The organism is Mucilaginibacter sp. OAE612 (assembly GCF_041806395.1).
GTDB lineage: Bacteria > Bacteroidota > Bacteroidia > Sphingobacteriales > Sphingobacteriaceae > Mucilaginibacter > Mucilaginibacter rubeus.
The window spans coordinates 1,428,933-1,441,613 of sequence record NZ_JBGMUW010000001.1; the positions used below are offsets into that span (position 1 = coordinate 1,428,933).

Genomic DNA, 12,681 nt, shown 5'->3' on the forward strand with positions numbered 1-12,681 from the left:
ATATGAAAAGGAACGGATATATACTTATATCAATGACGATGTTGTTCGTTAGCATAATGTCGTCATGTAAAAAGGATTTTATTGCACTTAATACCGATCCCAACGGTACGCCTAATGCCTTGCCGCAGCAATTGCTGGCCCCGGCATTGGTGAATACATTGGGTACTAATATGCTTCGTGCCCGTAATTTTAATAACGAGCTGATGCAGGTTACAGTTGATGCAGGCGACTCGGAGGGTAGGGTGTTCAGGTATGACATCAAACGTACCTGGGCCGATGTTACCTGGAATGCCTGGTATACCCAGTTAACTAACTTTAAAGATATTTATACCATTGCCAGCAAGGAGGTTACCTATAACAAAACTTATATGGGCATTTCGCTCATTTGTCAGGCATGGTTGTACTCCATGCTCACCGATACTTATGGCGATGTACCTTACTTTGATTCGAACAAAGGCAAGGACGGAAACTTTACACCAAAGTTTGATAAACAGAAAGAGATCTACCTGGATATTTTTAAAAACCTGGAAGCAGCAGACACCCTGCTTAATGCTTCAGCAAACGTAGTTGCCGGCAGTGATCCGGTATTTAACGGGAATGCTTTAAAATGGCGCAAGTTTGGTAACACGCTTTATTTAAGGTTGTTGTTAAGGGTATCGGGCAAAGCCGATGTTTCGGCTGATGTGATCGCCAAGATCAAACAAATTGTTGATACCAATCCGGATGCTTACCCCATTATGGGCAGCAATGATGATTCGGCAGTTTTGCGGTGGACAGGCTCCGGTGCCTTGACATCTCCATTTATTGGGGGAGTACGCGAACAGGACTGGCGGCAACCCGGTATTTGCGAGTTTTTTGTAAACAACCTGGCTAAATGGGCCGATCCGAGGCTGGTTAACAACCGCTGGTCGATATCAAGTTACCAGGGTGGCATACAGGGGATTCCAAGTGGTTATGCCCCAGGTGAAAATGTTGGTATCAAATCATATTTCCAATCTGCCACATCAACAACTACGTTAATGAACGATCCGTTGATGGGTAACATCATGAACTATTCGGAGTTGCAATTTATCCTTGCCGAAGCCGCTGCCAAGGGCTGGATAGCCGGCGATGCTGCTACTTATTATAAAAACGGTGTTCAGGCTGGTATCACTTTCTGGATCCCGACATATACAGTACCTATTGATACCTATTTAGCAGGCGCTGATATTACGTGGGATAATGCTGCTCCGCTTGATGAAAAAATGGAGATGATCCATGTTCAGAAATACTACTCCATGTTTTACACTGATTTTGAGCAATGGTTTGAATATCGCCGTACCGGCCACCCGGTATTGCCGAAAGGTAATGGTTTAAAGAACAACGGTATTATGCCGGCCAGGCTGCAATACCCGGTTTATGTACAATCGGCCAATCCTGATAGTTACAAGGCTGCGGTAGCTGCACAGGGTGCCGATGAGATAAGCACACAGGTGTGGTGGCAAAAACAATAATAACCCGGTTTTAAACTAAGAGATCCATAAAATGAAAAAAGTATATTTATTACTGGTGCTTGCAATGGCCGCCGGTATAAGTTCATGTAAAAAGAATAATTATGCCGAAGGTACATTAAGCCCCATCATAGCAGTTGTTGACCTTCGCGCTATTTACAAAGGCTCGGATGTTGTGCTGAACAGCAACAACATGGGTGGGGCTAAGGAAATAGTGGGTGTAGTAATATCAAATGCGGCGGCAGGTAACAGTCCGGCCGGCGTATTGGTGGTACAAAATAACCGCCGCAATGCTGTACGAGGAATTTCTCTTGAAATAGGCAGCGCAGCTGCAAATTATGTTCCGGGCGATTCGGTAATAGTGCAAGTTGATGGCGCTACACTTACCAAAGTAAATGGCAGTATGCGTGTTAAAGGTCTTACTGAAACATCAGTAAGTAAAGTTGCCGATAACAGACCTATCAAAGTACAATCTGTTCCGTCAGCTACTTTACTGGCTTCGCCGGACGTTTATGAAGGCACGCTGGTTACTATAGCCAAAGCGGTTACTGATCCGGAGCCGCAGCAGGGCGAAACCTACGCGGGTGATAAAACACTTAATGATGGTTTTGGCAAAATAACCATGCATACAGAGGCAAACGCTGCTTTCGCAAGTACCGAATTGCCGTTCAGCGCTAATTTTACAGGCATCCCGTTTGCGGTAACATCTGGTACGGATACCAGGTTGCAGCTTTGGCCGCGTACTATTGATGATGTGTTTACACTTGCGGCAACCAAGCCATCGCCGATTATTATAACCGGATACCTTACCAATCCTTCGGGCAGCGATGGTAATTATGAATATATTCAGTTCAAGGCAACTAAGGATATCGATTTTTCGGTAACCAATTATGCCGTTGTAACCTGTAATAACGCGGGTACCAACCCGGCACCTGCCAATGGCTGGGCGCAAGGTTTGGCAAAAACTTACAAGTTTAACCTTACATCGGGCACAGTTAAAAAAGGGCAGTTTTTTTACGTAGGGGGTAATAAAAATATCTGGGGCAAGGGCTCAACCGATATCAGCTCATCCAACTGGATCAACAGTACTATGTATGCCGAAGTGCCCGGTGCTGATTTCGGGAATGTAACTACCAATCTGTTAGCTAACAGTGGTAACGTAGCCGGCGTTGCAGTTTTCGCGGGCATAACAGTTAATGCCACAAGTGTTCCGCTTGATGTGATCATGTATGGTGGCGGTGGTACCGTGTACTCGGCTGGCCCGCCGGAGATTGGTTACCGCATCACCAATACCGATTATTACAGTACCATTAACCCGGTAACCCGTACAGAGCAAGGCTTTTATGGCGGTGGCTCAAATACATCTAAGCTCCCATTGCCAACTGATGGTTTATTTAGCCAGTTGGGTGGTGTTTACGATGCGCTTACCGGCAGGTGGGTAACCGGCAGAACAGTGACCAGCGTTACACTTACACTAACATCGCCAATTACTGCTATTGAAACAGCTACTGGCGTAACAACGATTCAAAACTAAATACAATAAAAAGGCCGTGATGAATTTATAGGTGTAAAAGCAGGGAATGTGCGATTCCCTCCCTTGGGGAGGGTGTAGGGAGGGGTTTTATCCGCCGGGTCATTTGATCGGCAAGGCGAATAACCCCTCCCTGCCATTACACTTTCCCGTCGCGCCCCTCCCTGGGGAGGGAATTGAAAGCTTTTGACTACTTGAAATTTATCACCGGCCTTTTTTCTTACACATTTACCAAAGCTAAACATCTGTTTGAGCTTCGAAAATATCATCAAATGAACAGAAGGTCATTTTTACAGTGCGTAGGCCTTATAACGGGCGGCGCGTTCATCTCGCTGCGTGCCAACGCTCTTACTCAAATATTAAAAGGGGATACAGTTAAAGGCCGTGTCACCGCAGGCAAAAAAGGAATTAAAGGAGTAGTAATATCCGACGGTTTTTCGGTAGTGATTACCGATGATAAAGGCTATTACGAGCTTACTCCCAATGAAAAAGCCAAAAGCATATTCATGAGTACCCCATCAGGCTATGAGTTTAAAACAGATTATAACGTAGCTAAACATTACGAAAACATAGGCGGCAGTTCGCATTTTGATTTTAAGCTGGAGCTTTTAAAAGTTGATGATAATAACCATCACTTCATCATCTGGGCCGATCCACAGGTGAAAAACAAAAAGGATGTGAAACAAATGATGGATACCTCGGTTCCCGACACTATTGCTACCATAAAATCATTGGGGAAAAACGCGTTGGTGCATGGCATTTGCGTAGGTGATATTGTTTGGGATAACCATGAGCTTTTTCCGGCCTATAATGAAGCTGTTGCTCAAATGGGCATCCCGTTTTTCCAGGCGATAGGTAATCACGACATGGATTACCGCATGGGAGGGGATGAAACCTCGGATGTTACTTTTAAGCAGATCTATGGGCCAACTTATTATTCCTTTAACCGTGGTAAAGCACATTATGTAGTATTGGATAACGTTCGGTACCTGGGCGTTGAACGCGAGTACGATGGCTATATCACGGAAGATCAGTTAAGCTGGCTGGCAAAAGATCTGCAATATGTTAAGAAAGGCCAATTGCTGATCATCAACCTACATATCCCGGTTTATAACCAGGTGAAAAATAACCAGGATTTTTATAAAGTATTGGAAGGCTTCAGCAATGTGCACATCATGTCGGGCCATACGCATTACCATGATAACAATATCACCAATGGCATTTTTGAACATAACCACGGCACCGTATGCGGCGGCTGGTGGACAGGGCCAATCTGCGTTGATGGTACCCCGCGCGGTTATGGCGTGTACTCAGTAAACGGCACCGAATTAAAATGGTACTATAAATCTACAGGGTTACCGGCCGAAAATCAGATCAGTGTTTATGCCGAAAAACTGACCAACCAGATGCGCCTGATTGCTAATGTTTGGAACTATGATCCGCAGTGGAAAGTTGTGTATTATTTAGATGACAAACCAATGGGAGCATTATCAAAAGAGCAGGGATATGATCCCTTATCGGTAAGTTTGTATAAAGGTGATCAGTTGCCGGCAGGCCGCCATTTTGTTGAGCCCCATGAGACAGGGCATTTGTTTGTGGCGCATTTTGAGCCGTCGGTTAAAAAGGTTAGGGTTGAAGCTACAGATCGATTTGGGAATAAATATTCAAGCGAATTAGATGCAAAATAAATTGAACTTTGTTACCGGAATAAGTCTTATCTTGTTATCAGGCTTTACTGTTGTTAAAAACATGGAACTAAAAAATGCAGATTTCCCCTCATTCAGTGCCGAAGCACATCGCGGCGGCAGGGGACTGAGGCCCGAAAATACCATTCCTGCAATGAAAAACGCCATCGATCTTAGTGTTGTTACCACGCTGGAGATGGATACGCATATTACCGCGGATGGGCAGGTGGTTTTATCGCATGATGAATACATCAATCCGCTGTTTTCGCTTACGCCCGATGGTAAGGAGATCAGCAAGGAGGAAGCAAAAAACCTGATCCTCTATAAAATGAAATATGAGGATCTGAAAAAATATGATGTAGGCTCAAAGCCCTACAGTAAATTTCCGCGCCAGCAAAAGATCAAAACCTACATGCCGCTGTTGTCTGAACTGATTGATTCGGTTCAGAATTATATTAAGGTAAATCATAAAAAGCCGGTATTCTACAACATCGAAACCAAATGCTCACCAGAAGGGGATGGTATTTATAATCCAAGCCCGGATGAATTCGCGGAGCGTTTGATGGCTGTTTTGATCGAAAAGAAAATCCTGCCTTACGTGGTGATCCAGTCATTTGATAGACGTACGCTGCAGATCATCCACAAAAAATATCATGATGTGCGTACTTCTTATCTTATCGAAAACAAAAAAACGTTTGAAGATAATATGGCCGATTTGGGCTTTACCCCATTCATCTACAGTCCGGACTATAAACTGGTTGATGCCAACCTGGTAAAGAAATGCCATGATGCAAAGATTAAAGTACTACCATGGACAGTAAATACCAAAAAGGAAATAGAACAACTCAAAAGTTTAGGTGTTGATGGTGTGATTACGGATTATCCGGATTTGTTTTAGTGAAACAACTTGCCGCCGCTCGGCTCCAGTCGAGTGGCAACTATCACGCGGCCTCCGGCCGCCGGTATGATGTATGTATGTCTTGAGCTTATTTATAACAAGTGCCTTTCTTGCAATCATTATAATGAGCGCAAGTTTAAACACGGCGGCCAGAGGCCGCAAAATAGTTGCCACTCGGCTGGAGCCGAGCGGCGGCATATGTTTTTATCCTCGCCACGCCAAATAAGCTGAATGTAATGTCAATTTTCGATAATCTAAACATTAAATTTAAATGTGATATTGCGATTGTTAAAACGTTTTATCAATTTAACCAACAACCCAATCATGTTTAAATTAAGAGCTATATGCTTAGCAGCCTTTTGTGCGGCTTCACTCTCACTAAAAGCACAAACAGCGCAGCAGCCTGTAAAACCGCTTGCCCAGCTTCAGCAGGAATTTGTCGACCTGCGTTTTGGCATGTTTATCCACTTTAACATCCCAACCTATATGGATCAGGACTGGGCCGATCCGGAAGCATTGCCAACCATCTTCAATCCAAAAAAACTCAATTGCGATCAATGGGCAAAGGCGGCAAAATCGGCCAACATGACTTACGGTTGTATCACTACCAAACATCACAGCGGTTTTTGTATCTGGGATACCAAAACAACCGATTATAACGTAATGAACAGTCCGCTGAAAAAGGATGTGGTTAAAGAATATGCCGATGCGTTCAGGGCTAACGGTTTAAAAGTGTTCCTGTATTATTCTATTCTGGATACCCATCACAGGTTAAGGCCAAACATGATCACGCCAAAGCATATTGAAATGGTAAAAGCACAGATCACAGAACTGATGACCAAATACGGCGAGGTTTCTGCATTGATCATTGACGGATGGGATGCCCCATGGTCCAGGATCTCGTATGATGATGTTCCGTTTGAAGAGATCTACACACTGGTAAAATCATTACAGCCAAACTGCCTCGTAATGGACCTTAACGGAGCCAAATACCCCGCCGAGGGCATGTATTATACCGATATCAAAACTTATGAAATGGGTGCAGGGCAACGTGTATCAACTAAAGATAACCGCATGCCGGCCATTGCCTGTTTACCGCTGCAGTCAACCTGGTTTTGGGAAACAAAGCACCCGGCAGCCCAGGTTAAAGAACCTGCCAAGTTGGTTAATGATATCCTGAAACCGTTGAACAACGTTGACTGCAATTTTATCCTGAATGTAGCGCCTAATCGCGATGGCTTGTTTGACGATAACGCCCTTGCCGCGCTTAAGGAGATCGGCAAGCTTTGGAAAAACGAAGGTCCGCTTGCTAAACTCTCTCAACTGGATGCGCCTATCATCTCATCAAATATTGCTAAAAATCAACCGGCAAGTTCAAGCTGGAGCGATGATTCGGCCATTATGGATTTTGCGAACGATGATGATTTTCATAGTTCATGGGTATCAAACCCAACAGTTAAGAATCCATGGTACGAGATCGACTTTAAGAAAGACCAGGCCCTGAATACCATTGTTATTGCCGAAGAAAAGCCGAATATTTCACATTACCATTTAGAATATTACCTTAACGGAAGCTGGAAGCCATTGTTTGACGGTGAGAATGCTAACAAGATTAAAGTTCATCGTTTTGACAGGGTATGGGCTGGTAAAGTACGGATCTCGATAGATAAGGCCGATCACCAGGTATCAATAGCCGAGTTCCAGGTTTATAACGAAAGAAGATAATTACACAATAACTAACTACTAACTGATGAGAGCCCGCCCGCAAAGCGGGTTTTTTTATTGAGCACTAACCGTTTTGGATATAAAAATGCCAATAAGCATTATTTTTTATAGATATCCCGTTGTTATACTTGTAAAAACAATTGTAACCTATTTTATGAACCAAGCTCTGAAAGCAGCACTCCTGTCTGCAGTTTTACCACTATGCATGCAACTGGTTGCGTTTAACGCAAACGCCCAAAACAATACTTTATGGTATAAACAACCCGCAAAGGTATGGACGGAAGCCTTGCCCATCGGTAACGGCCGGTTGGGTGCCATGGTTTTTGGTGGTGTTGATGATGAATTGCTGCAGCTTAATGAATCAACTTTATGGTCGGGTGGGCCGGTGAAGCAAAATGTAAATCCCGGTGCATTTCAGTATTTGGCCCAAGTGAGGGAGGCATTATTTAAAGGCGATTATCAAAAGGCGCATGAACTGACAAAAAAGATGCAGGGTTTGTACTCTGAAAGCTATCTGCCTATGGCCGATTTGCATATCAAACAATCATATAATGGAGTTAACAGTGCAAACTATTACCGCGACCTGAATATCGGTAATGCTGTTGCCACAACAAAATATACGATTGGCGGTGTAAACTATAAACGCGAGATTTTTGCTTCGGCACCCGATAAGGTGATCGTGATCCGGTTTACTGCCGATAAGCCTAAACAGTTAAATCTTAAAATAAATACTAACAGCCAGCTCAGGTTTCAAAAAGAGGTGCTGAATAAAAATATACTACAATTAAGCGGCAAGGCCCCAGCACATGTTGAGCCAAGCTATGTTGATTCAAAAAATCCCATAGTTTATGCCGATGATGATAAGTGCCGGGGTATGCGTTATGAGGTGTTGGCAAAGGCCGTAAGCAGTGATGGTAAAATAACTGCCGATACAAGCGGGATCACCGTAAAAGGGGCATCAAGTTTAACGCTGTATGTTACCGCAGCCACCAGTTTTAAAGCATACAACCAATGCCCTGATGGCGACGAAAAGGTTGCGGCCAAATACCTTGATAAAGCTGCTGCCAAACCTTATGCACAGTTGCTCGCCGCCCACCTGACCGATTATCATCGTTTTTTTAACAGGGTAAGCCTTAAAATTAACGATAACAAGGGCAGTCATGCCGAATTGCCTACTGATGAACGACTTGCGCTTTACAATAAGAATCATGGTACTGATCCTGGCATTGAAGCTTTATATTTTCAATATGGCCGTTACCTGTTGATAAGCAGCTCCAGAACACCGGGCGTTCCTGCTAACCTTCAGGGCATCTGGAATAAAGAATTACGTGCACCATGGAGCTCAAACTATACCAGCAACATCAACGTGCAAATGAACTACTGGATGGCAGAGGATTGTAACCTGTCTGAAATGCACCAGCCTTTATTTGAGCTGATCAAAGGATTGTCGGAAACGGGCGCTGGTGTTGCTAAAGATTTCTACCATGCTAAGGGCTGGGTAACCCACCATAATACAGATATCTGGGCTTTGGCTAACCCCGTAGGCGACCTTGGTCATGGCGACCCTAAATGGGCAAACTGGGCAATGGGTGGCGACTGGCTAACCCGTCATCTTTGGGAGCACTATTTATATACCGGCGATAAAGCGTTTTTAAAAAATACAGCTTACCCTTTAATGAAAGGCGCCGCCGAATTTACTTTTGATTGGTTAGTGCCCGATGGTCAGGGCCATTTGGTAACTGCACCGTCTATGTCGCCCGAAAATGATTTTATTTATGCTGAGGGTAAAACCGGGGATGTTTCTGTTTCTACTACAATGGATATGGGCATCATCCGCGATCTGTTTGATAACCTGATAGCAGCAACTAAGGTACTGGGCGTTGATGCAGCTTTCAGGGATTCGCTTATCGCCAAAAAAGCTAAACTGATCCCGTATCAGATAGGCAGTAAAGGCCAATTGCAGGAATGGTACAAAGACCAGGAATCGCCTGACCCGCATCACCGCCATGTATCGCATTTATATTCGGTTTACCCGGCTAATGAAATTTCGATAGCTACAAATCCTGAGTTGGCAGCCGCGGCTAAAAGATCGTTAGAGTTACGCGGTGATGAAAGCACCGGCTGGAGCCTGGCCTGGAAAGTAAACCTTTGGGCCCGGTTGAGAGATGGCAACCATGCCTACAAACTTTACCGCGATCTGCTGCGCTTAACCGGCGAAAGTGGATACAACTACAGCGAGGGTGGGGGCCTCTATCCAAATATGTTTGATGCCCATCCGCCGTTCCAGATTGATGGAAATTTTGGTGGCACCTCTGGTTTGGCCGAAATGCTGCTGCAAAGCCAGAACGGTAATGTACACCTGCTACCTGCATTGCCCGATGCCTGGGCAAATGGTGAAATTAAAGGTTTGGTAGCAAGGGGCGCATTTGTAGTTGACATGAAATGGGCAGCGGGCAAGGTTGTGACCGCCGATATTTTATCAAAAGCAGGAGGCACCTGTCGTGTTTTATCTAAATCTAAACTGACAGTTAAAGGTTTAAGTGTTACTCCTGTTAAAATAAAAGAGGGGTATGAGTTGGTGATCAATACAGAAAAAGGCAAATCATACCAGTTAGTAAGCAGCTTATGAGTAACAGCAGGAGAGATTTTTTAAAGAAAGCATCGCTGGCCGGAGCCGCGGTGGTGGCAGCACCAGGATTGGCATCAGCATCTGGCACAGATGATAAATATCTTCCCGATGATGGCGTAGGCAAAACCTTCCTGTTTCAAGGTGATTCGATAACCGATGGCGGTCGTAGTTATGATAAAGACTGGAACCATGTTTACGGGCAGGGCTATGCTTACCTGATAACCGCCCGCATTAATTTTGACTATCCCGGCCGTGATTACCAATTTTTTAACAGGGGCATTAGCGGGAATACCGTAAATGACCTTGCAGCACGCTGGCAAAAGGATACGTTGGATATTAAGCCCGATGTATTAAGCATACTGATAGGCATTAACGATGTGCACAGGGTAATTATGCAGGGCGATAAAGCAACCGCCGAAGATTTCGCCAATGCTTATGATAGGATGTTAACACAAACCAAAGCTGCGTTACCCGACGTTAAGCTGATCATGTTAGAGCCTTTTATTTTACCAGTTGGTATGGTAAGCAAGAACCCGGAGCTATGGACAACTGAAGTTCAAAAACGACAGGTTATGGTTAACTCACTTGCTTCAAAATTTAACGCCATTTTTGTGCCTTTGCAGGATGTGTTTAATAAGGCCTTGCAAAAAGCCAAAGCTGAGCATTGGATCTGGGATGGTGTTCATCCCATGCCGGCAGGGCATGAACTTATTGCCCGGGAGTGGATGAAGGCGGTTAAAAAGCTGTATTAAGTTTTCCCTAATTAGTTCCCGCAATCATTTGAATTGCCTCTTCGCGGGTTTTGTGTTCAATGGCCATTACAAATTCAACAGGGCCGCCGCCTTTACCGCAGCCAAAGCATTGAAAAATATTTTTTTCGGGCGATACCATCAGGGAGGTTGCCTGGTCTTTATGGAAAGGGCAGCGGCCTTTTAAATTTCTCCGGCTTTCTTCAAGCAACACATATTTTGAAACAATTCGTACAAGATCGACCTGTACCGGCGACAGGGAATGAGATGCAGACATGTTGGGTAATAGAATGATTAATTTATCAGGCTGCGAAAATAATTTTTTACCAGGTTGCAATAAGGGATTGTTGAAAAAAATGTGATTTCAACGGGATAAGGTAATGCCTCTTTATTACAAGTGGCAGTTTATATAGCAACTGGGCATCACTTTTATTTAGGCGCCCACATGCTAAGTTGATGGATGTTTAACAGATGGCTTGTTCTGTGCATTCCCAAAACAAGTTCGGTATGACTTTTTTTAAGTAACTGGCCATACTTTCTGCTTTTCTCAGAAATATTTACTTTAGCGACACAAGCAAATCGGCAAAAAAACTTTGCGCCTTTGCGAGAGAAAAATCAAACACCATGAACTACACTCAAATTTGCAAAGCTTTTAACGATTTAACCGTTACCGAGTTGTACCAATTACTAAAGCTCAGGAGCGAGGTATTTGTAGTTGAACAAAATTGTGTGTTTTTAGACACCGATGATAAAGACTACGCTTGCCACCATCTGTTATTGTTTGATGATGATCAGGAACTGGTGGCTTATGCCCGTATTGTACCCGCGGGTAAATCATATGCCGAAGCATCAATTGGGCGTATAGTTAGCAGCAAAAAAGTACGCGGTACAGGTGTAGGTAAAATACTAACCCTGGCCGCTATCGATCAAACTAAAAAGATCTATGGGGATGTGCCTATCCGGATAGGGGCACAGTACTATGCTGTCAAGTTTTATGAACAGTCGGGCTTTAAAATTGATGGTGAAATTTATGATGAAGATGGTATCGACCATATTGAAATGATCCTGTCCTGATAGATCTCTACCTGAAAAGAGCGTTGATGATTGCCGTTGCCCGCTTCACTAATTTGATGCAGTTGTAAATGTGGTACTGACTAAATTGTATGATGACACTTCCAAAAAAACTACATAGCATGAAAGTCATAATCTGCGGGGCGATGGTGTTTATCACGCCTGTACTGTCATCTATTGGTTGGGATTTGTCATACACATACCATGATCATCATGCACTGTTTATTTTTTACTTTGAGGTAACCGCATTTACGTTATATTGGCCCAGTAAAAACACAGTTCAGCATGTGTAAGCATTCGCCCCAATATGAATAAGTTATAACAAGAAATAGCAATCACAAATTACATATATCATGAAAACAAACATCGGAATTAACGAAGCCGACCGCCAGGCCGTTTCAGATCAGTTAGCCAAATTATTAGCCGACGAATTTGTACTGTACACCAAAACCCGTAATGCCCACTGGAATATTGAAGGTCCCGACTTTCATTCAATGCATGTGTTTTTTGAACAGCAATACAACGAGCTTGATGAAATTATGGACAGCGTGGCCGAACGCATCCGTAAGATAGGCCATTACGCGCCTGCTACTTTAACCCAATTATTACAACTTACCCATTTAACCGAAAAACTTGATCATAAAAATGATAGCCTTGGTTTTTTGAAAGAATTGCTTGAAGACCATGAAAGCATCATCGAGTTTATCCGCGGTAATATCGATCCTTTTGTTAGCAAGTACAATGATGCCGGTACCAGTGATTTTATTACCGGCCTTATGGAAACACATGAAGGCATGGCCTGGATGCTGAGGTCACATTTCAGATAAGATCCCCGTTTAAATAACACTTTTCGGCTCATATGGTCTTCCGGATGCAAACGGAAGACCGTGAGCGGAACGTAAA

10 protein-coding genes are annotated in these 12,681 nt (G+C 43.8%); 9 read left to right on the top strand and 1 reads right to left on the bottom strand.

The window, feature by feature from the left end; genetic code table 11:
* The first annotated feature begins 2 nt into the window (after positions 1 to 2).
* The 7 genes from ABID99_RS05970 to ABID99_RS06000 all read left to right on the top strand — a co-directional run bounded on the left by ABID99_RS05970 (position 3) and on the right by ABID99_RS06000 (position 10,710).
* On the top strand, positions 3 to 1,493 hold the full coding sequence (locus tag ABID99_RS05970; protein WP_373613172.1) for a SusD/RagB family nutrient-binding outer membrane lipoprotein: 1,491 nt from the start codon (positions 3 to 5) through the stop codon (positions 1,491 to 1,493).
* A 31-nt stretch (positions 1,494 to 1,524) separates the two neighbouring features.
* Positions 1,525 to 3,024, top strand: coding sequence for a DUF5689 domain-containing protein (locus tag ABID99_RS05975; protein ID WP_373613173.1), 1,500 nt, complete (start codon positions 1,525 to 1,527; stop codon positions 3,022 to 3,024).
* A gap of 269 nt (positions 3,025 to 3,293) precedes the next feature.
* The gene (locus ABID99_RS05980; RefSeq protein WP_373613174.1) at positions 3,294 to 4,709 is read left to right on the top strand and encodes a calcineurin-like phosphoesterase C-terminal domain-containing protein; all 1,416 of its coding nucleotides are present in this window, start codon (positions 3,294 to 3,296) and stop codon (positions 4,707 to 4,709) included.
* 61 nt (positions 4,710 to 4,770) lie between these two features.
* Positions 4,771 to 5,604: a glycerophosphodiester phosphodiesterase family protein gene (locus tag ABID99_RS05985; protein ID WP_373613175.1), complete on the top strand. Its 834-nt coding sequence runs from the start codon at positions 4,771 to 4,773 to the stop codon at positions 5,602 to 5,604.
* A 324-nt stretch (positions 5,605 to 5,928) separates the two neighbouring features.
* A complete protein-coding gene (locus ABID99_RS05990; RefSeq protein WP_373613176.1) occupies positions 5,929 to 7,329 on the top strand; it encodes an alpha-L-fucosidase in 1,401 nt (466 codons plus the stop codon).
* 154 nt (positions 7,330 to 7,483) lie between these two features.
* Entirely contained in the window at positions 7,484 to 9,958 is a 2,475-nt protein-coding gene (locus ABID99_RS05995; RefSeq protein WP_373613177.1) for a glycoside hydrolase N-terminal domain-containing protein, read from the top strand.
* A complete protein-coding gene (locus ABID99_RS06000; protein ID WP_373613178.1) occupies positions 9,955 to 10,710 on the top strand; it encodes an SGNH/GDSL hydrolase family protein in 756 nt (251 codons plus the stop codon). Before ABID99_RS05995 ends, ABID99_RS06000 begins: the two co-directional genes overlap by 4 nt.
* A gap of 7 nt (positions 10,711 to 10,717) precedes the next feature.
* Here ABID99_RS06000 and ABID99_RS06005 read toward each other — a convergent pair whose 3' ends face one another.
* A complete protein-coding gene (locus tag ABID99_RS06005; protein WP_139160036.1) occupies positions 10,718 to 10,984 on the bottom strand; it encodes a CHC2 zinc finger domain-containing protein in 267 nt (88 codons plus the stop codon).
* A 347-nt stretch (positions 10,985 to 11,331) separates the two neighbouring features.
* On the opposite strand from ABID99_RS06005, the gene ABID99_RS06010 reads away from it, so the two are divergent.
* Together ABID99_RS06010 and ABID99_RS06015 are read left to right on the top strand one after the other, a co-directional pair.
* Positions 11,332 to 11,781 carry a GNAT family N-acetyltransferase gene (locus ABID99_RS06010; RefSeq protein WP_373613179.1) on the top strand — a complete coding sequence of 150 codons (450 nt, stop codon included), beginning with the start codon at positions 11,332 to 11,334 and terminating at the stop codon, positions 11,779 to 11,781.
* 350 nt (positions 11,782 to 12,131) lie between these two features.
* On the top strand, positions 12,132 to 12,605 hold the full coding sequence (locus ABID99_RS06015; RefSeq protein ID WP_091214541.1) for a Dps family protein: 474 nt from the start codon (positions 12,132 to 12,134) through the stop codon (positions 12,603 to 12,605).
* Positions 12,606 to 12,681: the final 76 nt, after the last annotated feature.

What these genes read in the sequence shown, in the direction of transcription:
- ABID99_RS05970 (WP_373613172.1), top strand. Translation starts at nt 3, where the DNA reads ATGAAAAGGAACGGATATATACTTATATCAATGACGATGTTGTTCGTT.
- ABID99_RS05975 (WP_373613173.1), top strand. Translation starts at nt 1,525, where the DNA reads ATGAAAAAAGTATATTTATTACTGGTGCTTGCAATGGCCGCCGGTATA.
- ABID99_RS05980 (WP_373613174.1), top strand. Translation starts at nt 3,294, where the DNA reads ATGAACAGAAGGTCATTTTTACAGTGCGTAGGCCTTATAACGGGCGGC.
- ABID99_RS05985 (WP_373613175.1), top strand. Translation starts at nt 4,771, where the DNA reads ATGGAACTAAAAAATGCAGATTTCCCCTCATTCAGTGCCGAAGCACAT.
- ABID99_RS05990 (WP_373613176.1), top strand. Translation starts at nt 5,929, where the DNA reads ATGTTTAAATTAAGAGCTATATGCTTAGCAGCCTTTTGTGCGGCTTCA.
- ABID99_RS05995 (WP_373613177.1), top strand. Translation starts at nt 7,484, where the DNA reads ATGAACCAAGCTCTGAAAGCAGCACTCCTGTCTGCAGTTTTACCACTA.
- ABID99_RS06000 (WP_373613178.1), top strand. Translation starts at nt 9,955, where the DNA reads ATGAGTAACAGCAGGAGAGATTTTTTAAAGAAAGCATCGCTGGCCGGA.
- ABID99_RS06005 (WP_139160036.1), bottom strand. Translation starts at nt 10,984, where the DNA reads ATGTCTGCATCTCATTCCCTGTCGCCGGTACAGGTCGATCTTGTACGA.
- ABID99_RS06010 (WP_373613179.1), top strand. Translation starts at nt 11,332, where the DNA reads ATGAACTACACTCAAATTTGCAAAGCTTTTAACGATTTAACCGTTACC.
- ABID99_RS06015 (WP_091214541.1), top strand. Translation starts at nt 12,132, where the DNA reads ATGAAAACAAACATCGGAATTAACGAAGCCGACCGCCAGGCCGTTTCA.